Source organism: Amycolatopsis sp. NPDC034160 (genome assembly GCF_055575355.1).
The window spans coordinates 60,328-82,443 of sequence record NZ_JBVISU010000009.1; the positions used below are offsets into that span (position 1 = coordinate 60,328).

Annotated in this window: 14 protein-coding genes; 1 reads left to right on the plus strand and 13 read right to left on the minus strand. The window is 71.8% G+C overall.

The window, feature by feature from the left end:
* The first annotated feature begins 50 nt into the window (after positions 1–50).
* Entirely contained in the window at positions 51–488 is a 438-nt protein-coding gene (locus tag ACZ54P_RS19600; protein ID WP_465462969.1) for an SRPBCC family protein, read from the plus strand.
* Here the strand turns inward: ACZ54P_RS19600 and ACZ54P_RS19605 are convergent.
* From ACZ54P_RS19605 to dhbA, 13 genes are all read right to left on the minus strand, one after another.
* Complete coding sequence (locus tag ACZ54P_RS19605; protein ID WP_465462970.1) at positions 485–1,525, minus strand: 3-deoxy-7-phosphoheptulonate synthase; 1,041 nt, start codon at positions 1,523–1,525, stop codon at positions 485–487. The two genes, ACZ54P_RS19600 and ACZ54P_RS19605, sit on opposite strands and share 4 nt — an antisense overlap.
* On the minus strand, positions 1,518–2,918 hold the full coding sequence (locus ACZ54P_RS19610; RefSeq protein ID WP_465462971.1) for a DHA2 family efflux MFS transporter permease subunit: 1,401 nt from the start codon (positions 2,916–2,918) through the stop codon (positions 1,518–1,520). The genes ACZ54P_RS19605 and ACZ54P_RS19610 overlap by 8 nt, the downstream gene beginning before the upstream one ends.
* Positions 2,915–12,871 carry an amino acid adenylation domain-containing protein gene (locus ACZ54P_RS19615; RefSeq protein ID WP_465462972.1) on the minus strand — a complete coding sequence of 3,319 codons (9,957 nt, stop codon included), beginning with the start codon at positions 12,869–12,871 and terminating at the stop codon, positions 2,915–2,917. Before ACZ54P_RS19615 ends, ACZ54P_RS19610 begins: the two co-directional genes overlap by 4 nt.
* The gene (locus ACZ54P_RS19620) at positions 12,865–13,641 is read right to left on the minus strand and encodes an ABC transporter ATP-binding protein (RefSeq protein WP_465462973.1); all 777 of its coding nucleotides are present in this window, start codon (positions 13,639–13,641) and stop codon (positions 12,865–12,867) included. Before ACZ54P_RS19620 ends, ACZ54P_RS19615 begins: the two co-directional genes overlap by 7 nt.
* A complete protein-coding gene (locus tag ACZ54P_RS19625; RefSeq protein ID WP_465462974.1) occupies positions 13,638–14,660 on the minus strand; it encodes a FecCD family ABC transporter permease in 1,023 nt (340 codons plus the stop codon). Before ACZ54P_RS19625 ends, ACZ54P_RS19620 begins: the two co-directional genes overlap by 4 nt.
* A complete protein-coding gene (locus ACZ54P_RS19630; RefSeq protein WP_465462975.1) occupies positions 14,657–15,640 on the minus strand; it encodes a FecCD family ABC transporter permease in 984 nt (327 codons plus the stop codon). Before ACZ54P_RS19630 ends, ACZ54P_RS19625 begins: the two co-directional genes overlap by 4 nt.
* Positions 15,637–16,641, minus strand: coding sequence for an ABC transporter substrate-binding protein (locus ACZ54P_RS19635; RefSeq protein ID WP_465462976.1), 1,005 nt, complete (start codon positions 16,639–16,641; stop codon positions 15,637–15,639). The genes ACZ54P_RS19630 and ACZ54P_RS19635 overlap by 4 nt, the downstream gene beginning before the upstream one ends.
* Positions 16,642–16,670: 29 nt before the next feature.
* A complete protein-coding gene (locus ACZ54P_RS19640) occupies positions 16,671–17,525 on the minus strand; it encodes a siderophore-interacting protein (RefSeq protein WP_465462977.1) in 855 nt (284 codons plus the stop codon).
* Positions 17,522–17,755 carry a phosphopantetheine-binding protein gene (locus ACZ54P_RS19645; protein ID WP_465462978.1) on the minus strand — a complete coding sequence of 78 codons (234 nt, stop codon included), beginning with the start codon at positions 17,753–17,755 and terminating at the stop codon, positions 17,522–17,524. The genes ACZ54P_RS19640 and ACZ54P_RS19645 overlap by 4 nt, the downstream gene beginning before the upstream one ends.
* Positions 17,752–18,423, minus strand: coding sequence for an isochorismatase family protein (locus ACZ54P_RS19650; protein WP_465462979.1), 672 nt, complete (start codon positions 18,421–18,423; stop codon positions 17,752–17,754). The genes ACZ54P_RS19645 and ACZ54P_RS19650 overlap by 4 nt, the downstream gene beginning before the upstream one ends.
* Entirely contained in the window at positions 18,420–20,042 is a 1,623-nt protein-coding gene (locus ACZ54P_RS19655) for a (2,3-dihydroxybenzoyl)adenylate synthase (protein ID WP_465462980.1), read from the minus strand. The genes ACZ54P_RS19650 and ACZ54P_RS19655 overlap by 4 nt, the downstream gene beginning before the upstream one ends.
* On the minus strand, positions 20,039–21,232 hold the full coding sequence (locus ACZ54P_RS19660; RefSeq protein WP_465462981.1) for an isochorismate synthase: 1,194 nt from the start codon (positions 21,230–21,232) through the stop codon (positions 20,039–20,041). Before ACZ54P_RS19660 ends, ACZ54P_RS19655 begins: the two co-directional genes overlap by 4 nt.
* 100 nt (positions 21,233–21,332) lie before the next feature.
* Entirely contained in the window at positions 21,333–22,082 is a 750-nt protein-coding gene (gene dhbA / locus ACZ54P_RS19665; RefSeq protein ID WP_465462982.1) for a 2,3-dihydro-2,3-dihydroxybenzoate dehydrogenase, read from the minus strand.
* Positions 22,083–22,116 lie beyond the last annotated feature (34 nt).

Consider the following 22,116-nt stretch of genomic DNA (forward strand, 5'->3'; position numbering starts at 1 on the left):
TTCATGTACTGAGACTGCGGTGACCGATTCTCCTGCGTACCGTTGTCCGGATGGTCCACGTGCACCGGACGGTCACCGTCCGCACCCCCAGGCAGACCGTCGTCGACTATCTGCGGGACTTCGCGCACGCCGAGGAGTGGGACCCGGGCACCGTGTCCTGCACGCGGGCGGACGCCGGCCCGATCGCCGTCGGGACGCGATGGCGCAACGTGTCCGAGTTCCGCGGCAAGAAGACCGAACTGACCTATCGCCTCGACCAGCTGGAACCGGGGCGGGTCGTGTTCGTCGGCAGCAACAAGACCGCGACCTCCACCGACGACCTGACGGTGACCGAAGAAGGCGGCGAGACGACCATCAGTTACCACGCCACCATCAAGTTCCACGGACTGGCGAAGCTCGCGGATCCCTTGCTGAAGCGCGAATTCGAGAAGATGGGCGACGAACTCGTGCCGACCATGACCAAGGCGCTGGAAGCGCTCCGCACTTAGAGGACCAAATGCGGAGATCGCCGAGGGGCGCTGATCCGCCGCACCGCGTTCGCGCAGGCCAGCGACTCCAGCAGCGGCACCGTCCGCTCCCAGCCCAGGCAAGCGTCCGTGATGCTGAGGTCGGGCCGAGGCGGCACCGCGCCGACGTCCTGTCGGCCGTCGGAGAGGTACGACTCGATCATCACCCCGGCCAGCGCGTCGTTGCCCGCCGAGATCTGGTCCGCCAGGTCCGCGACGACGACGGGTTGCCGGTTGTGGTCCTTGCCGCTGTTGCCGTGCGAGGCGTCGACGACGAGCCGGTGCGGCAAACCCGCGGCGGTCAGCGCGTCGAGGGCGTCCGCGACGGCGTGCGCGTGGTGATTCGGTTTCGGGCCGCCGCGCAGGACGAGGTGCGCGTCCGGATTCCCGGTGCTGCGCAGGACCCGCGGGCGCCCGTCCGCGGCGGCGCCGGGGAAGACATGCGGCAGCCCGGCGGCCTGGACGGCGGCGACGGCGGTGTCGAGCCGCCCGGAGACGCAGTTCTTCATGCCCACCGGCATCGGCAGCCACGACGACAGGTGCCGGTGCGGCTGGCTGGCCACGGTCCTCGCGCCGATCGCGCCCCAGCTGACGGTGTCCGCGAAGTAGGGCGCCAGGAACGGGTCGACGAACTCGTACGCCAGCGGCAGCCCGGTCGCGGCGGCGTCGTCCAGGAACCGCCGTCCGATCCGCACGCCGGACGCGAGATCGCCCTTGCCGTCCAGGGTGGGGTCGGGCACCAGGCCGGTCCAGCCCGCGATCGTCCGCGGTTTCTCCAGGTAGGCGCGCAGGACCACGACGAGGTCGTCGGCGAACCGCCGCGCCGCGTCCGCGAGCCGGTGCGCGTACTCGAGCGCTCCGGCGGTGTCGTGCACCGAACACGGTCCCACGACGACGAGCAGCCGGGAATCGCGCCGGGCGAGGACGTTCGCGACGGTTTCGCGGTGCCGGGCGATCTCCGGCACGACGCCGTTCGTGGCCACCTCGGCCGGGCTGGGCAGGGTGTCCTGGTCAGGCATCCGCGTGACCTCTCTTCTTGTCGGGGGCGGCCGCCCGGGGCAGCCGCGTCGCACCGGCGACCGCCACGACGGCGAGGCCGAGAACACACCAGAACGCGTCGGCGAAGGCCGCGGCGACGTCCGGGCCGCGTGCGGCCAGTCGCGCCTGCAGCACCACGGCCAAGACCGCTGTGCCGATCGAGCCGCCGAGCGTGTTGAGCAGGTTCAGCGCCCCGGCGGCCCGGGGCAGCCGGGCGGGTTCGACCCGGCGGTAGACGATCGTCATCACCGGTGCGCCGATCAGCGCCGCGCCGAAACCGCGCAGCAGCAGCGAAGCCACGATCACCCAGTCCGGGAAATCAGGGCCGAGCTGGGTGAAGGGTGCGGTCCCGAGCGCGACCAGCGCGATCCCGCTCAGCACCAGCGTGCGTGGGGAGAGCCGGTCCACCAGCCGGTTCACCAGCACCGACCCGGCCGCCGCGCCGATACCCTGTGGCACCAGCAGCAACCCGGTGTCCCAAGTGGACAGTCCGGCGCCACGCTGGAGATACAGCGGCAGCAGGAACATCGTGCCGAACACCGACGCGCCGAGCAGGACCAGCGCCAGCGCGGCGACCCCGAACGGCGGCCGGGTGAACAGGCGCGGGTCGAGCAGTGGCGCGTCGGCGCGCAGCCCGTGCCGCACGAACGCCGCGAGCATCATGACGCCCACCGCGACGGCGATCCCGGCGACAACCGGCGTCCCGCGTTCGAACCAGGTGAGTCCGAACACCAGGACCGCGAGCCCCGGGGACAACAGCAACGCGCCCCGGAAGTCGAACCGGTCACCCCGGCCGGCTGGTTCGTCCGCCGGGACCCAGCGCCGCGCCAGGACCACGGCCACCACGCCGACCGGAAGGTTGACGTAGAACAGCCACGGCCAGTCGGCGACCGCGAGGATCGTGCCGCTCGCCAGCGGGCCGAGCACCGGCGACAACAGCGGTACCAGGCCGACGACGCTGATCACGCGGCCGATCCGGTCCGGCCCGGCGGACCGCGCCAGCAACGCCTGTCCGGTCGGTGGCAGCAAGCCCCCGGCGAGCCCTTGCAGGACACGGAAGGCGATGAGCGCGGGCAGCGTGGGCGCCAGCGCGCACAACAGCGACGCCAGCAGGAACACGACGACGGCGGTGAGCCAGACGCGACGGCCGCCGAACCGGTCGGCGAGCCAGCCGGACGCCGGCACGGCGGTGACCACGGCCAGCAAATAGGCGGTCGTCACCCATTGGACGGTGGTGACCGGCGCACCGAACTCGTCGGCGAGGGTGTCGACGCCGACCGAGACGATCGTGCTGTCCAGGGTCGCCATGAACGTGCCGAGCACCAGAACGGCCGCCGTCCGCCACAACGCGGCGTCGATCGGGCGCGCGGTCACCGCTCCCCCACGAATCCGGCGGCGTCGCCGTCCAAACAGGACGGTAGCTTCCGGAGGAACCGGACCAGATCGTCGGCCAGCGACCGTGCGTCGGTATGCCGCGCGTAGAGAACGCCCTCCCAGCCGTGTTCACCGGGAACCACGGTGACGCTCACCGGATGGTGCGTCCGTTCCCGGAACCTCGTGCCGGTGACGGTCAGGCCGGGCGCGGGTTCGCGCAGTTTCGCCGGGTCCACCGGGTAGTTCTCGAAGACGAGCAGGCTGTCGAACAGCCGCTCGCGGCCGGCGAGCGACGCGAGTTCGGGCAGGCCGATCCGGTGGTGCCCCGCCATCGCCTGCTGCCGGGCCTGCACATCGGCGAGAGTCTCGGCGACCGTCCCGGTGAACCGGGCGCGGACCGGGACACTGTTCGCCAGCAGTCCGATGATCTCTTCGACACCGTCCACATCGGACGTCCGGTTCGAGGTCATCACCCCGAAGCTGACGTCCGCACGCCCGACCCGGCTCGCGAGCACCGCCGCCCAGGCACCCTGCAACAGCGTGTTGACGGTGAGACCGCGCGACGAGCCCAGCCGGGTCAGTTCCGCCACCAGCTGGCTGTCCACACTGAACAGAGCCGGTTCGGCCGACCCGCCGGTGCACGATAGATGGTCGCCTTCGGGAAGGCCGTCGAGTTCCGCCCGCCAGGCCCGGAGGTCGGCGGAGTGATCGGCCGCGGCGAGCAAGCGGGTGTACCGGGTCAGCGGAACCGGCTCCGGCAACGGCTTTCCCGCGTACAGCGCGAACAGCTCGTCCAGAATCCGTGGCGCGGACCAGCCATCCGACAGCAGATGGTGACTGGTCAGCACGAGGGTTTGACGGCCGGGTCCCTGCCGCAGCACGGTGACCCGCCACAGTGGCCCATGGGCGAGGTCGAACGGCTCGGCGAGTTCCGCGTCCAAAGCTGTGTCTACTTCGGACACTTCACGGATCCGGAAACCGGCCCGCGGTTCGGCGGGAATCACCTGGACCTCGTGCGACGGCGGGAAGAGCGCGCCCAGGTGCGGATGCCGCCGCACCAGCGCGTCCGCCGCTGCCTGAAGTGCCTCGACGTCGAGGTCACCGGACAGCGTGAACGCGGCCTGCACCGGATACGGATCTTCCGCCGCCACCCGGGACTCACGCAGGATCACCTCCTGCAACGGCGTCAGCGGGAGCACCTCGCCGGGTCCCGGCACATCGGCGGCGAGTTCGTCCAGTTCCCGGCGGAAGTGCTCGCCCAGGACGGCGATCTCGTCGTCGGTGAACAGCGCGGACGGCCAAGTGAAGCGGACGCCGAGCCCGCCGCCGTCGGGAACCATCGCGTTCACCGTCAGCGCGTAGGGCAGCGGCAATTCCGCGCCGCCGCCGGAACCGAGCGGATCGGCGTCCGGCGGTCGCTGCCACGGGGTTTCGGCGATCGGGGCCGCCGGGAAGCGGCCGAGGTAGTTCCAGGCGACCTCGGGCCGGGGGCCGCCGATGCCGAGGATTCCGTGGCCGAGACCGTCTCCCGCCGCGCGCAAGTGATCGCGGACGGCCCGCAGGGCGTCCGGTAGCGGCCCGGCCGGCGGGGCGATGCGCGCCGGATGCACGGCGGTGAACCAGCCCGCGGTCTGGGCCAGATCGACCCTGCCCGCGAAGTCCGGGGTGTGCCCCGGCCGCCCATGACTCTCCACGGCGACCAGCAAGTCGGCCTCGGTCCCCCGCCACGCGGCGACCGCGCGGGCGAGCGCGGTCAACAGCACGGTGTCCGGGCCGGTGCGATACGCCGTGGGCAGCGCGGTGAGCACGGCGTGGGTCGTGTCCGGCCCGATGTGGATCCGGTGATGCCGAGCGGTCGCGACGGTATCCCGCGCCGGGTCGAGCCGAGTGCGGCCCAGCCGGGTCTCGGGGGCGGCGGCGATCGCTCGCCAGTACGGCATTTCGTCCTCTCGATGCGGTGCGGCCGCCCGCAGCGACCGTGCCCAGCCGAGGAACGACTGACCGCGCCGGTGCGGGGTGTTGCCGTGGAAGGCCTGTTCGACATCGTCGAGCAGCACCCGCCAGGTCACCGCGTCGGCGACCAGATGGTGTGCCACCAGCAGCAACCGTCCTGGCCGGTGCTCTCCGGCGTCCACCAGGACCGCCCGCACCAGCGGCCCGGTGCGTGGGTCCATCCTCGCCACGATCTGCTCGACCTGGGCGTCCAGCACCGCACGCGGATCACCGGTCACGCGGACGGCGGTGAGCACATCGGCACCGGTCACGGCGCCGATATCCGGTACGCGGAGCGCATCCTCGACCAGATGCGCACGCAGGACATCGTGACGGGCGAGAACGACGTCGAGCACCGAGCGCCAGCGAGGAACGTCGTCCGCCGAAGGCACGCAGATCTCGACCCACTGGCAGAACCCGTCCGCCGCCTTTCCCGCACGCCGCAACAGATCGCGCATGATCGGCGTGAGCGGGGCGTCGCCGACGGCGTGGGCCTCCTCGGCCTGTTCGGGTTCGCCACAGCGCGCGGCGATCCCCGCGACCGTGCCGCCTTCGAGCACGTCGCGGGCGGTCAGGTTCAGCCCTTCGCGCCGGGCACGGGAGACGACCCGGAGCGAGGCGATGCTGTCGCCGCCCGCGTCCAGAAAGCCGTCGTCCAGGCCGACGCCGGGGCCGAGCAGTTCGCGGACCACTCGCAGGAGCACCGCTTCCGCCGGGGTGGTGGGTTCCCGCCCGTCGCCGGAGCGGGCTTCCGGCGCGGGCAACGCGGCCTGGTCGAGTTTGCCGCTCGGGCCGAGCGGCAACCGCTCCAGCGCCACGAACGCCGTCGGCACCATGTACGCGGGCAGCTCCGCGGCGAGGTACTCGCGCAGCGCGGCCGGATCGGGTTCGGTGCCGTCCACCGGCACGAAGTAGGCGACCAACCGGTCCTCACGGACGATCACCGCGGCGGCACGGACGTCATCGTGCGCGGTCAGCGCGGCCTCGATCTCCCCGAGTTCGATCCGGAATCCGCGCAGCTTGACCTGGTGGTCGGCGCGGCCGAGGAAGACGATCTGCCCGTCCGGCCGCCAGCGGACCAGGTCCCCGGTGCGGTACATGCGCTCCCCCGGCGGCCCGAACGGATCGGCCACGAACCGTTCGGCGGTCAGCGCCGCCCGGCCGACATAGCCCTGAGCCAGCTTCGGCCCGGCCAGATACAGCTCGCCGGTGACGTTCGTGCCGACCGGGAGCAGCCCGCCGTCGAGCACGTACGCGCGGACCTCCGGATCCGGGCGGCCGATCGGCAGTGGCCCGGGGTCGGCCGGGTCGTAGTGCCAGGTGACCGAGTTGATGGTGACCTCGGTCGGGCCGTAGGCGTTGAACAGCGCGCGCCGGTTCCCCCAGCGCCGGGCCAGCTCCGGGTCGAGCCGTTCGGCTCCGACGACGAAGAACACGTCCGGATCGACGGTCGCGTCGTCCGGCATCGCGGAGAGGAACGACGGGAGCAGGTTGAGCCCGGTGACGCGGTGTTCGGCGGCGTAGGCCAGCAGGTCGTCACCGGAGACCCGCACCTCTTCCGGCGCGATGACCGAGGTGCCGCCGGACAGCAGCGGCAGCATGAACTGCCAGAAGGCGACGTCGAAACTCGTCGACGCGAAGTGCAGGTACCGCTCGGCGGTCCCGATCCCGACGATGTCCTCCTGCAACGCGATCAAGCTCGGGACGCCGCGGTGCGGCACCGCGACACCCTTGGGTTTACCGGTCGTGCCGGAGGTGTAGATGACGTACGCGAGCGCGTCCGCACTGAGGCGGACGGCCGGATCGGTGTCCTTTGTGGACAATTTCGCCGGGTCGACCACCGGAAGGCCGTCGACGTCCGAAGTGGACACGACGGCGGCGGGCCTGATGTCGTCGATCATGTACGCGAGCCGATCGGCCGGGTAGTCCGGATCCATCGGCACGTGTACCGCACCCGCCTTGATCACACCGAACAACGCGACCACGAGGTCGACGTCACGGCGCAGCAGGACCGCGACCGGGTCCTGCGGTTTCACGCGAGCGTCGATCAGGGTGTTCGCCAACCGGTTGGCCCGCCGGTCCAGCTCGGCGTAGGTCAGACTCCGGTCGCGGCACACGACGGCTTCGGCGTCCGGAGTCTCGCGGACCCAGCGGCCGAACTCCGCCAGCATGCCGCCGCGCTCCCGTTTCGGTTCCGGGCCTTCGCCGAGACGCAGCATCGCCCGTTCCTCGTCGGCGTCGAGCGCGCGAAGCCGGGCGACGGGGCGGGCCGGGTCCGTGACGATCTCGTGCAGGACGGCACGCAGCCACCGGCCGAAGGACTCGGCTTCGTCGCGGGTGAAGGCCTGGGGCTGGTAGCCGAGCCCGACGGTGAACTCGTCGCCGGGCAGCACGATCACCGTGAGCGGATAGTGCGTGGCGTCGGTGATGTCGACGCCGACGAGAGCCAGCCCCGGGGCCAGGGTGGTGCGGGCGCGGCTGGAGAGCGGGAAGTTCTCCATCACCAGCATCGTGTCGAACAGGTCGCCGACGCCGATCGCGCGCTGGATGTCGGGCAGCCCGGCATGATGGTGATCGGTGAGCCGGACGCTTTCGGTGTGCACGCGCTCCAGCACCGCGGCCGCGGTGTCGGCGGGATCGAACCGCACTCGCACCGGGATCGTGCCGCCGAGCTGCCCGATCATCCGCTCGACGCCGGGGACCTCGGCTGGACGGCCGGACACCGGGCAGCCGAAGACGACATCGCGACGGCCGGTCAGCCTGGCGAGCAGTACACCCCAGGCGGTCTGGAACACCGTCGTCGGGGTGACTCCGCGCTCGCGGGCGAAGGCGCGCAGCCGTTCGCTGAACTCCCCGCCCAATTCCACGGTGACGCGCTCCGGACGCTCCACAATGGACTCCACGCTCGCCGGGGCGAGCCGGGTCCCTTCATCCAGTCCGGCCAGTGCCTCGCGCCACGCCTCCAGCGCCGCGTCCGGATCGCGTTCGCCGAGCACCCGGTGGTACTCCGCGAGCGGCGGGGCGACCGGGGCCGCCGGGCCGCCGCCGAGTTCGGCGTAGGTGGCCAGGAGCGTGCGGCCGACGAGCGGCATCGACCAGCCGTCGAGGAGCGCGTGATGGTTGGTGAGCACCAGCCGGTGCTCGTCCGGGCCGAGGGTGAGCAGCAGGAACCGGATCAGCGGCGGGGTCGCCGGATCGAACGGCCGCGCGAGTTCGGTACGGCATTCGTCGTCGACCTGCTCCGGTGACACGCTCGCGTGCCGCCAGTCCAGGGCGACCGTGGCGGGCACGACCTGGACGACTTCGCCCGCGTCGGTCGTGTGCAGGTGGACACGCAGCGCGGGATGCCGCCGCAACACCTCCGCCGCGGCTTCGCGCATCCGGTCGGCCTCGAGTGCGCCGCTGAGCAGGGTCACGGCCTGCACCACGTAGACGTCGGTCTCGTCGTCACCGCGCGCCAGGGTGTGGAACGCGAGCCCGGTCTGCAGCGGGGTCGCGGGCAGGACGTCCTCGACGCGGCCCCGGCTCTCCAGCGCGTCGATGTCGGCCTGGCCGAGGCCGACCAGCGGCAGATCCGACGGCGTGAGCCCACCGCCGTCCGGTCCGATCCGGGCGGCGTGCGCGGCCAGGGCCGCCAGCGCTCGCGACCACGCTTCCTGAAGCGCCACGACGCTGTCCTCGGAAAGCACCGCACCGGCCGCGGTCCATTCGACGGCGAGCCGGGCACGGCCGTCCTCGCGGACGAAGCAGTTCAGTGCCAGGACCTGGTCCAGTGACTTGCCTTCGGGCTCGGTCACCGCGAACGGGTCTTCTTCCGGCAACCGCCACCCGTTGCCGGGCAGCGCCGCGAACCGGCCGAGGTAGTTCAAGACGACGTCCGGCGACGGGACGGCGGCGAGTTCGTCCCGGGTGAGCGGGTCGAGGTAGCGCAGGACACCGAAGCCGACGCCGTTGTCCGGGACGGCACGTTTGGCTTCTTTGGCCGCCCGCACCAGCTGTCCGGCCGCGTCGCCGCCTGCGAGCGCGCTGTCGAAGTCCGTGGTCGCTGCCACCGAGCCGACGGGTACGCGCAGCGGATACTCGGCGGTGAACCAGCCGACGGTGCGGGACAGATCCAGGCCGTCTTGATCCCGGCCGTGTCCTTCGAGGGACACGGTTTCGGCCTCGACCGGAGCACCGCGCCACGACCGGAGGGCCAGCACGAGCGCGGCGAGCAGGACGTCGTCCGGCCCGGCGCGGTAGGCCGTCGGGAGACTGGCAAGTATCGCCTCGGTCTGCTCCGGTGAGGCGAGGGTGACCGAACGCCTCGCGGTCGCGACCGTGTCGACGGCACGGTCGAGGGGCCGGTCGCCGAGGCGCGGTCCGTCGAGTGCGCCGCGCCAGTGGTCGAGTTCGCCGCGCCGGGCGCCCGAAGCTCCTTGTCCGGCGAGGCGGAGCGCGTGCCGCCGCCACGACGTCCCGGTCGGTTCGAGCCGGTCCCCGGCGCAAGCCGCGTGCAGGTCCGGCAGGAGGACGCGCCAGGAAACGCCGTCGATCGCGAGGTGGTGGACGACGATGACGAGGTGATCCGGCAGCAGGGCGAGCCTGAGCACTCCGCTGCGGAGATCGAGCGAATCCGCGAGCCCCGCCGCGACCTCGGCCGGATCGCCCGTCGTTTCGGTGACGACGTCGGCGGCGCGCACGGACCCGCGTTCGCGCACCCGCGTTTCGTCCTCTAAATGCAGCCGGAGGGCGTCGTGGTGGTCCAGGACCGTTTGCACCCCGGTGAGGAGGCGGGCGAGCGGCAGGGGTTCGTCGAGCCGGACGGCGGTCCATTGGGTGTATCCGGCGATGGTCGCGACGTCCGGATGCGGGTCGAGCAGGGCCCGGACGATCGGTGGGGCGGGTACCTCACCGACAGGTTCATCCGGCGGTGCGGCGGGGCCGCCGATCTCGGCGCTCGCCGCGGCCAGCGCTTCGAAACTGCGCCGGGCCAGCAGGTCACGCGGCCGAAGGTCGAGGCCGTGCGCGCGCAGTCTGCTGCTGACGCTGATCGCGGTGATGCTGTCGCCGCCCAGCGCGAAGAAGTCGTCGTCGACGGCGACCTCTTCGACGCCGATCACCTCGGCGATGGTCGCGCACAGCAGGCGCTCGCGTTCGGTGGCCGCGGTCCGGCCGGCCGTCGCACGCGGCGCGGGCAGCGCGGCCCGGTCGATCTTCCCGTTGGAGGTCAAGGGAAGCGCGTCGAGTACGACCACGGCGGCGGGGACGAGATGCTCCGGCATCCGCCCGGCGAGTTCCGCGCGAACGTCGTCCGGCACGACCTCGCCGACGACGTACCCGACGAGCCGCGGCCCGCGCACGGCGGCGGCCGCCGCCCGCACTCCGGGCACGGCGGCCAGCGCGGCCTCGACCTCGCCCAGTTCGACGCGGTGGCCACGGACCTTTACCTGTCCGTCGCGGCGGCCCAGGTACTCCAGGCCGCGGCCGGGCACCCAGCGCGCGAGGTCGCCGGTGCGGTACATCCGGTCGCCGGGCGCGCCGAACGGATCCGCCACGAACCGCTCGGCGGTGGCACCGGGACGCCCGAGATAGCCGCGCGCCAGATGCGGTCCGGCGAGATACAGCTCGCCCGGCGTTCCGGCGGGCACCGGACGCAGCGCGGCGTCGAGCACCCGCACCGCCGTACCGGGTACCGCGGTCCCGATCGTCGGTTCCCCGTCGTCCAGCCAGGATCCAGCACCGTCCACAGTGGCCTCGGTCGGGCCGTACATGTTGCGGGCGCGGACACCCGACTCCGCGACCCGGTGCCACAGCGCGGGCGGGGTCGCCTCACCACCGAGGACGAGCAGGGCGGGCGGATGGGGGCCGTCGAGCAGTCCGGCGTCGACGAGCGGCCCGGCCATCGACGGCGTGGTGTCGACGACGTCGATCCGATCACGCGCGAACGCCGTCAGCAGTGCGTCGGCGTCCCGGGCGACGTCGGGGCCGTAGACGTGGAGTTCGTGCCCGAACAGCAGCCACATCAGCTGATCGAGGGCGGAGTCGAAGGCGAACGAGTACGTGTGCGCAACCCGGAGCCGCCTGCCCGCGGCGCGTTCGGTTTCGGCGACCGTGGTCGCGCGGTGGTGACGCAACAGCGTCGCGAGCCCGCCGACCCGGCCGAGGACGCCCTTGGGGCGGCCGGTCGAGCCGGAGGTGAAGATGACGTACGCGAGGTGTTCCGGATGACGCTCCGATGCGAGCGGCGAGGCGTCCACTGTGGACAGATCGGTCTCGTTCAGCAGCAGCTGCCGCCCGGGCACGATCTCCGCGTCAAGCGCGATCGTGAGCACCGCACCGGCTTCAGCGGCGAGTTCCCGCAACCGCTCGACGGGATGGGCGAGGTCCAGCGGCAGGAACGCGGCCCCCGCGTCGAGCACCGCCAGCAGGGCGACGACGAGTTCCGCGGAGCGTGGGAGGGCCAGCGCGACGACGTCGTCAGGCCCGACGCCACGCGCCCGCAACACCCGCGCGAGCCGGTGCACGCGCTGGACGAGTTCCCCGCCGGTCAGCCGTTCGTCACCGGACACCAAAGCGGTCTGTTCTGGGTCGAGTCCGGCGAGAAGTTCAGGTACGCCCAGGAGTTCGCCGTCCGGAGCGGGTGTCGACCACTCCTGGAGCAGCGTGTCCCGCTCCCCCGACGGCACCAGATCGGCACTGGCGAGCGCCGGACCGTCCGGCTCGGTCAACGCGGTGATGAGACAGCGCAGCGCGGTCAGCTTGGCGTCGACCGCGGCCTGGTCGTGGGTCCGCGCGTCGACCTCGAAGCCGAGCAGCAGCCCACCGTCCGACGTCGGGAGCACGGACAGGCCCATGTCCTCGGGCGGTCCGCCGGCGACGTTGCGCATGGTGCCGTGCGAGCCCGCGAAGTCGAGCTTCAGATCGAAGGCCTTGAGGTTGATACCCCGGCCGTGCAGCAGCGCCCCGGCGCCGGGTACCGCCAGGTCCTGCGGCAGGTCCTCGCCGCGATACCGCTGGTGCGTGCGCATCTCCTTCAGTACGCCCGCGACGCGCGCGGTCAGTTCGGTGCCGGAGTCCTCCGGGAGCACCGTGACCCGCAGCGGCAGCACGTTGACCGCCATCGCCGGGGTCCGCAACGCGGCCCCTTCACGGCACATCAACGGCATCGCGAACACGACGTCGGTCCAGCCGAGGACGCGGTGCAGGAAGGCGGCGTAGCAGGCGATCAGCGCGTCGCCCCAGGTCGTTCCGGCGCGTTTCCCCAAGTCGCGCAACCGTGCCAGGTCCTCGGCGGGCAGGACCGACCGGGCGGTCACCGTGCGTTCGGGCGGGCCCGACGCGCTGCCGCCGTCGTCGAGATCCGGCAACGGCGTGAACCGCTCGCGCCAGTACTCCTGGTCTTGGGCGAACCGTTCGCTCTCGCGATAAGAGCGATCGGACTCGACGAGATCGGCGAACCGCGCGAATGTCGACGGCGGTACTTCCTTGCCCAGGACCGAAGCGGTGTAGCGGCCGGCGGTCCGGCGCGCGAGCATCGCCGCGGTGTAGCCGTCGAACACGAGGTGGTGCCCGAGCTGGGTGAACCACACGTGCGAGTCGGAAAGCCTCAGCACGAGGTGGGAGAACAGCGGCCGGTCGACCATTTCGCGGCAGGCTTCGGCGACCCGGCGGCGTTCGGCGTCCACCCGCGCGTGCGCGGTGGCCACCGGATCGGCCTCGCCGCGCAGATCCACCACCGACGGCGACGGCACCGGATCCGTGGACACCAGCTGGCGCGGGCCGTCCGGCGTCTCGAAGACACGCAGCCGCAGGCTGTCGGCCTCTTCGGCGGTCGCGCGGATCGCCTCGGTCAGCGCGTCGAGGTCGACCGGCTTTTCGCCGACGATCTCGATGACGTCACCGACGACGTAGTACGGCGAGTCGGGTTCGAGCCGCTGCGCGGTCCAAATGCCCAACTGGGCTCCGGTGAGGTTCAGCATGAAGGCACCACCATCGGGGTTCCGGTCACCGGGTCGGGCACGACGACACTGGGGAGATCGAAGACCTCCTTCATCAGCTCGGCGTCGACGATGTCGGCAGGCGCGCCTTCCGCGACGATCCGACCGTCCCGCAGGGCGACGAGGTGATCGGCGTAGCGGCAGGCCTGGTTGATGTCGTGCAGGACGGCGATCACCGTGGCGCCCTCGTCGCGCAGCCGCGCCAGCAACCCCAGCAACTGGTACTGGTGCGCGATGTCGAGGAACGACGTCGGTTCGTCGAGCAGCAGGTACGGCGTCTTCTGCGCCAGCACCAGCGCCACCCACACGCGCTGACGCTGACCGCCCGAGAGTTCCTGCACCGGCCGGTCGGCCAGTCCCGCCACCCCGGCCGCGGTCATCGCGTCGAGCACCGCGCGTTCGTCCTCTTCGGACCACGACGCGAACAACGACTGATGCGGGAACCGGCCGCGCGCGACCAGCTGACGGACCCGGACGTCCTCCGGCGCGGCCGGATCCTGCGGCAGGAAACCGAGTTCCCGCGCCAGCCCCTTGCCGGGAAAGGAACCGACGTCCTTGCCGTCGAGCAGGACCTCGCCGTCGGACGGCCGCAACAGCCGGACGAACGCGCGCAGCAAGGTCGACTTGCCGCAGGCGTTCGGTCCGACGACGGCGGTGAACGCGCGGTCGGGCACGTCGAGGCTCAGCCGGGTCGACACGACCCGGTCGCCGTAGCGCAGGGTCAGGTCCCGGGCGGTCAAGCGGGCACTCATGTGCGCCGCACCTCCTTGGTGAGCAGCCAGATCAGGTAGCCGCCGCCGATCACGGTGCTGACCACACCGACCGGCAGCGCTTCCGGCGCGAGCAGCATCTGGGCGGCCAGGTCGGCGCCGGTCAGGAGAACGGCGCCGGTGAGCGCGGCGGGCAGCAGGCCGATTCCGGGCGTGCGGGCCAGCCGCCGCCCGATCTGCGGGGCGGCCAGCGCGATGAACGCGATCGGCCCGGCGACGGCGGTGACCGTGGCCGTGCAGCCGACCCCGATGAGCACCAGGTGCAGCCGCAGCCGGTCCCAGCGGACACCGGTGGTGACCGCCAGTGCGCCACCGAGCGCGGCCTGGTGCAACGCCGGTGCCCTGGTGAACAGCACGACGAACAGCACCGCCAGCACCCCGAACGGGATGGTGACGTCGTCCCAGCCGACCCCGTTGAGCGAACCGGCGTTCCAGCCGACGGCCGCGATCGCGATCTCGAGTTCGGCGCGCAGCACGATCCATGAGTTCAACGCGGTGAGCATCGCGTTGATCGCGATCCCGATGACGATCAGCCGCAGTCCGGAAAGCCCGCCGCCGAGCGACAACGCGTACACGATCGCCGCCGTGAGCACCCCGCCGAGCACCGAACCGATCGTCAACTGCGTCGACGTCCCCGAAAGCACGGTGATCGCGAACAGCGCGCCGGTGTACGCGCCGGCGTCGAGACCGATCACGTCCGGGCTGCCGAGCGGATTGCGGGTGACGTTCTGGAAGATCGCGCCCGCCAGGCCGAGCGCGGCACCGAACACCAGTCCGGCCAGCACCCGCGGCAGCCGCCATTCCCGGATGACGACCCCCGGACCGCCACCGGCTCCGGTGAGCGCGGCGAACACGCGGGCAGGACTCGCCCACGCCGCGCCGTAACAGAGGCCGAGCAGCGTCAGCCCCGCGATGACCACGATCATCGCCACGAAGAACCAAAGGGTGCGGCGTTCCAGCCGGGCGGAGAACCGCCCGCGCCGCAAGACGAAGGCGGTCACAGCGGCGCCGCCCCGTATTTGCGGACGGCCCAGATCAGCACCGGGCCGCCGAGGAACGCGGTCACGATCGCGACCGGGACCTCACCGGTCGGCAGCAGGACCCGCGAGCCGACGTCCGCGGCCAGCATCAGGACCGGGCCCAGCAGCGCGGCGAACGCGATCAGCCACGGGATCGACGCGCCCGCCACCCGCCGGGCCAGATGCGGCACGATCAGCCCCACGAACAGGATCGGCCCGGCCAGCGCGGTGGCCGCCCCCGCCATCAGCGTGATCAGCAGCAGGGTGACCGTCCGGACGCGCGCGACGTTCGCGCCGAGGGTGTGCGCGACCGTCTCGCCGAGCGCGATGGCGTTCAGCTGACGGCTCACCGCGAACGCGCCCAGCAGCGACAGGCCGATGATGACCAGCGGCACCGTGGTCGGGGCTTGCTCGCGACCGGCCAGCGACCCGACCGACCAGAACCGGTAGACGTCGAAGGTGTCGGGGAACAGCAGCCGGAGGCCGAGGGTCAAGCCGAGCAGCACGGCGCTCAACGCGGTCCCGGCCAGCACCAGCCGCAGCGGCGACCGGCGGCCGACCGCGTACACCAGCACCGCGGCGCCCGCCGCGCCCAGCACCGCCAGGCCCAGTTCGGCGGGTGCCGAGGCGGCGAGGCCGAGCGCCGAACCCACCGCGATGGCGAATCCGGCGCCCGCGGTCACGCCGAGCACCCCGGGTTCGGCCAAGGCGTTGCGGGACAACGCCTGCACGAGCACTCCCCCGACCGCCAAGGCCGCGCCGACGCCGACCGCGAGCACCGCCCTCGGCATCCGGATGTCCAGAACCACCGCCCGGTCACTCGGATCCCCCTCGCCCAGCAGGGCGCGCACGACCTCCCCGGGGGCGATGGCGTGCGCGCCGATCCCGACGCTCAGCACGGCGACCACGACGAGCCCGAGCAGTGCGCCGCCCAGCAGCGCGGACCGCCCGGTGGTGGTCACTGCTTGAGCAGCGGCGCGAACGCCTGGTCGATGGCGTCCAAAGTGGACGTGGCGGCCCGGTAGGTGGCGGCCTCGGTGTAGCGGAACGGGTAGACCTTGCCCGCCTTCACCGCGGGGAGTTCCTTCCACAGCGGCGAGTCGAGGACGTACTTGACCGGCGCGGGCACGGAACCGTCGGCGCTGACCGAGTAGGTAATGGCGTCGGCCTGCGCGAACGCGGTCGGCAGCTCTTCGATCGACGGGTACTCGCTGACGTCCTTGGAGCCGCCACCCTTGACCTTGACCTGGCCGTAGTAGGTGGCGCCGAGGTCCTGCGCGATGTTGGTGCCCCAGGAACCGTTGAACTCACGCTGGAAGTTGCCCTTGGCGACTTCGCCGTAGGCCCCGACGTGGCCCAGCTTCAGTTGCGGCAGCACCGCCTTGTACTTCTCGGCCAGCCCCTTGGCCTTGGTGTCGTACGCGGTCTTGAGCGCGTCGAATCCGGCGGTGGCGCCGGCGGCGTCGGCCTGCTTGCGGGACAGCTCACGCCACATCGACGGTACCGACGGGCCGATCGCCACGACCGGCGCGATCGCTTCGAGCCGCTTGATGTCGATGTCGGCGAGCACCGGCTTCGGCACGCCGATGACGATGAGGTCCGGATCGGCCTGCGCGATCGCCTCGTAGTTCGTCTCCGCCGCCGACTCGCCCGCGACCTTCGCCAGCTCGTCGTACTTCTTGCGCTCCTGCTCGTTGAACAGCGGGATGCCGCGCTTCCAGCTGGACACCCCGACCAGCGGCGCGCCCGCTTCGAGCAGGGCGGGCACGGCATAGCCGGTGGCGATGACCCGTTTCGGCGAGACCGGGATGGTGATCTGGCCGTTGTCGGCGGCTAACACCCGGGTCTGCCCGCCGTCGGCGGCCTTGCCGTCTTCGCCGGAACCACAGGCGGTGGCCGCGGTCACGACCGTCAAAGCGAGCGCGAGCGCTCCGGCGAGGCGACGGGTTCTGGTGGTGCGCATGGATTTCCTCGTTCTTCGGGGGTGGGAATTCAGTGGTCGTGGTCGTCGTCGAAGTCCGCGACTCCGCGTTTCCAGTAGCCGGTCACGTCGTGGTCGTCCTTGCCGAGGCCGAGGTCGTTCTTGAGCCAGCGGCGCAAGGGCTTGATCTGCCCGGCTTCCCCGGCGACCCAGGCGTAAAGCCGTTGGCCCGCGGGGACTTCGATCGTGCGGACGGCACGGGCCAGCAGCTCGGTGTCACCCGGCGCGGTGCCGTCTCGGTGCAGCCAGCGCACTTCGACGTCTTCGGGCGCGGACAGCTCGATCTGCTCGCTCGGGTCGGCGACCTCGATGAACGCCCAGCCCGCGGCGGTGCGGGGCAGTTCTTCGAGCCAGCGCGCGATCGCGGGCAGCGCGGTGAGGTCGCCGGCGAGCAGGTAGCGGTCGTAGGTGTGCGGCACGATCAGCCCGCCCGGCGGTCCGGCGACGTGCACCGCGGTTCCCGGAGTCACCTTCTCCGCCCATCCGGAACCGAGCCCGCCTTGGTGCAGCGCGACATCCAGATCGAGTTCCCCGGAAACCGGGTCGTAGCGGCGGACCGTGTACTCCCGCGACGTCGGTGACGGCTTCGGCCAGCGCAGCATGTCGCCGTCCTGAACCGGCAAGCGCGGCTCCGGATCGACCTCCGGGAACAGCACTTTGACGTGTTCGTCGGGCGAGTGCGCCTCGAAACCCGCCGTACCGGGACCGCCGAGGGTGACGCGGAGCAGTCCGGAGCCGATCATCGTGGTGCGCACGACTTCGGCCTGCCGGACGCGGATCGGATACGGGACCTTCTCCGCGTGCTCACCCGCGCGGACCTCGGCGATGCGCTCCAGATGCCGGTGGCGATGGTCGGCGCGGTTCACGCGGTGTTCCCGGCGAGGATCTTCGTCCAGTGGCCCAGCGTCGGCTGCTCGGCGAGGTCGGCGAATTCGAGGGTGTCCGCGCCTTCGGAGCGCCACTGCTCGACCAAGCCCATGATCCGCATCGAGTCGAGGCCGAGGTCGGTCAGATCGGTTTCCGGGGTCAGCTCGGCCGGATCGCAGCCGAGCAGTTCGGCGATGTCGGCGTGGATCTTCTCTGTCGTGAGGCTCATGACCGTGCTCCGGCGTGGATCGGGGCCAGCGCGGCGATCGCGGCGGCCGTGGTGGTGAGTGCGCCACAGCGCTGGGCGACGTATTCGCAGGCCTGGTCGTGGCGTGCACGGGAGAAGTCCGCGACCGCGTCGCCGACCAGGAACGGCCGCACGTCGCGCATGAACGCCTCGACGGCGGTGGCCTGGCAGCCGATATGCGCGTAGACGCCGGTGATCAGCAGCTGGTCCCGGCCCGCTTCGGCGAGCTGTTCGGTGAACGTGCTGCGCTGGAACGCGCTGTAGCGCCACTTCGTCAGTACGGTGTCACCCGGTTTAGGGGCGAGTTCGGGCACCACGTCCGCGGCCGAGGGATCGTCCTCGATGACCGCGCCGATGCCGTCGCCCCAGAATTCGGTGAGCAGGCCGCGGTCTTCGGCGGCCTGGTGACCGGGCTGTGCGGTGTAGAACACCGGCACCCCCGCCGCGCGGGCGGCGTCAGCGAGCGCGGCGATGTTCGCGACCATCTCCGGGATCGGCGATCCCTCGTACGGCGCGAGGAAGTACCGCTGCGCGTCGTGCACCAGCAGCGCGGCGCGGGCGGGCTCGGGTTTCCAGCCGACCCGTCCGGCGGGCAACTCGACCTCTGTCGGCAGGGGATACGGCTGGATCTTGGGCAGCGACACGTTCACTTCTCCTTCGCCAGGGCAGCCAGTGCCGCCCGCAGCTCGCGTTTGCTGGTCTTTCCGACGCCGGTCACCGGGAACCCCGGCACCACCTGGACCAGATCGGGCACCTTGAACGCCGCCACCCCCCGTTCGCGCACGAACCGGCGCAGTTCCGCCGCGCCGGGGTCGGCACCGGCAGCGGGGACGACGTAAGCGCAGGTGCGCTCGCCCAGATACGGGTCCGGCACCGCGACGACGGCGGCGTCGAGCACACCGGGGTGGGCCATCAGGTGGTTCTCGACCTCTTCCGCGGCCACCTTTTCGCCGCCGCGGTTGATCTGTTCCTTGGCCCGGCCGACCACTTCCAGATGCCCGGACGGATGCTGCCGCACCAGGTCTCCCGTGCGATAGAAGCCGTCTTCGGTGAACGCGGTCTTGTTGTGCTCGGTGGCGCGGTAGTAACCGCGGATCGTGTACGGGCCGCGGGTCAGCAGCGCGCCGATCCCACCCGGCGCGACGACGTCGTCCGAAGTGGACAGTGGGTCGTCCGGGTTCACGACGCGGATCTCGTCGTCCGGCGAGATCGGCCGTCCCTGCGTCGAGAGCACGTACTCGTCCGGATCGTCGAGCCGGGTATAGCAGACCAGTCCCTCGGCCATGCCGAACACCTGCTGCAGACGGCAGCCCAGCGCCGGCCCGATCTTCTCCGCCAGCTCGCGCGCGCATTTGGCGCCACCGACCAGCAGGACGTCCAAAGTGGACAGATCACGGGTGGTCCGCGCGGCGGCTTGTGCCCAAGCCGCGGCCAGCGGCGGGACGAGCCCGGTGATCGTCACGCCCTCGGCCTCGATCAGCCGGAACGCGGTGTCGGCGTCCGGACGCGGCGCGAACACCGTGGCCGCGCCCGCGTGCAGCGCGCCGAGCAGGCCCGGCGAGCTGAGCGGGAAGTTGTGCGCGACCGGCAACGCGGCCAGGTACACGCTTTCCGGGCGCAGGCCGCAGATCCGCGCGCTCTCCCGGACGCTGTAGAGGTAGTCGTCGTGCGTGCGCGGGATCAGCTTGGGCAGGCCGGTGCTTCCGCCCGACAACTGGAGGAACGCGACACCGGCGGGGTCGGGATCCGGCAAGGCTCGCGGAGTGGTCGCTTCGAGTGCGGCGAACTCCTCCGTGCCGACGACGAAGACTTCCCGTACCGACGGGACTTCGGCCGCGACCGCGCGTGCCATGGCCGCGTGGTCGAAGCGTTCGTGCTCGCCGACGGTCAGGATCGCCGCGGCCTCGCTCTGTCCGGCGAAATGCCGCAGTTCGCTGGCCCGGTGGGCGGGCAACGCGAACACCGGCAGCGCACCGGCGCGCCACAGTCCGAAAACGACGGACGCGAACTCCGGCACGTTCGGCAGTTGCACGACGACGCGGTCGCCGGCCTGGATCCCGGCTCCGGCGAACCCGGCGGCGAGCCGGTGCGCCCGCTCGTCGAGTTCGGTGAAGCTCCAGCGAGCGGTCTCGCCGATCACGGCCGGACGTTCGGCGTAGGCCTCGGCGAGGCTGGTCAGCAGCGCGCCGAACGTCTGGCCTCGCCAATATCCCGAAGCCCGGTAACGCGCGGCGGTCCCGGGCGGCCAGGGCACGTGATCGGGGTTCACGCCACGCCCTCCAGCCCGAGCGCGCGCAGCATGGTGCCGAACTTCGCGCCGGTCTCGGCGAGTTCCGCTTCCGGGTCGGACCCGGCCACCACCCCGGCGCCGGCGAACAGCCGCACGGTCCGGTCGCGGACCTCGGCGCAGCGGATGGTGACGACCCATTCGCCGTCTCCGTCCGGATCGGTCCAGCCGACCAGACCCGCGTAATAGCCGCGATCCTCGGGTTCCAGCGCGGCGATGGTGTCGCGGGCGAGTGCTGTCGGCACCCCGCAGACGGCCGGGGTCGGATGCAGTGCTTCCGCGAGCCCGAGCGCGGACGAACCGGCGTCGCCCGGATCGGCGAGCCGTCCGCTGATCCGAGTGGAGAGGTGCCACATCGTGGGTGTGCCGATCACCTCGGGTTCGGCGGGAACGTCGAGGTCGACGCAGAACCGGCCCAGCACCTCGGCCACCTGCGCGACGACGTGGGCGTGTTCGGCACGGTCCTTTTCGGACGCCAGCAGCTCGCCGATCCGGCGGGCGTTCTCGGCGTCGTCGGCCGCTCGCGGCCGCGAACCGGCCAGCGGGTTCGCCGTGACGATCCGGCCGCGACGGGAGACCAGCAGTTCGGGGCTCGCGCCGATCAGGGTGCGTGGCGCGGGATCCCCGGGCGCGCTGACGTCGACGGCGAAGGCGTGGGCCGCCGGGTCCGCGTGCACGAGGCGAGCCAGCAGCCGCGGCACGGCGACGGGATCGCCGCCGGTGATGTCGAGGCAGCGGGCCAGCACGATCTTGCGCAGCTCGCCGTCGCGGATCTCGTCCAGCGCCCTGGCGACGGCAGTGGTGTAGACCTCTGGCGCGGGCCGCGGCGACACCGACCAGCTCCCGCCGAGCGGTGCGACCGGACCACTCTGCTCCGGTGGTCCGGCCCGGCGCACCACGGCGGGCACCACCAGGCTGCTCGCGGCGTCGGGCCGGAACCCGATCGCCCCGGCCACCACGGGCTCGGTCACTCCCGCCACGAGGGCGGCGTCGAGGACCTCGGCGGCGGCGCGGGCACGCCTGCCCGGCACCGCGTGGACCGGGGAGTACACCCCGTCGGCGAGCAAGGATCCCCGGGCGGACGAGTAGTAGAACGAGCCGGGCAGGTACGCCGCCAGCAGATCGGCCGCCTGATGGACCGGCCTCGGCCGAGCCGGTGCGGGTGAGGACACGACTGGATTCCCTTTCGCGAATACTGCTGTCCGGGCCAGAAATTTCGGTTAGCCTAACCTAATCATACGGACCCGAAAAGTCTTCGTTGCATCATTGAGATCAGCCGCGGAGCGTGGCGCCACCGTCGACGTAGAGGTTCTGCATCGTGATGTGCCGCGCGCGATCGGAAGCCAAAAACAGGACGGCGTCGGCGATATCGGCGGGATCGGCTATCCGGCCCAGCGGTATGCCCACCCGGTATTGCTCCGGATTTCCCGCTATCACGCGATCCGCGCCGTTCTCGTCCGTCCACAATAGACGTTGCATGTCGGTGTCGGTCGAGCCGGGTGAGACGATGTTGCACCGGATGCCGGAGCCGGCGAGTTCGAGTCCCAGGCAGCGGGTCAGCATCGTCGCCGCGGCCTTCGAGGCGGCGTAGGCGGCCATCCCGGTCCTCGGGACACCTGCGGCGTTCGACCCCACCGTCACCAGCACACCGCTGCGGCGAGGCAACATGCGGCGGGAGATCTCGCGCAGCACGGTGAACACGCCGGTGGAGTTGACCGCGAAGGTCGCCGCCCAGTCCTCGTCACTGGTCTCACACACCGAACCCGGCTTCAGCACTCCCGCGACCGACGCCCCGATCCCGATCGGCCCGAGGTCGCGTTCGATCTCGCCGACCACGCGCGCGACGGCCGCCGGATCCCCGACGTCCGCGACATAGGAGGTCACCCCGTCCCCGCCGGGACCTTCCACCAGGTCCACCGCCGCCACGATCGCGCCCGCTCCGGCGAGCCCGTCCACGACGGCCGCCCCGATCCCGCGCGCGCCTCCGGTGACGAGCGCGACCTTGCCCTTGATGCCTTCCACGCCCCAACCACCCCACGTCTGATGTGCTTAGCCT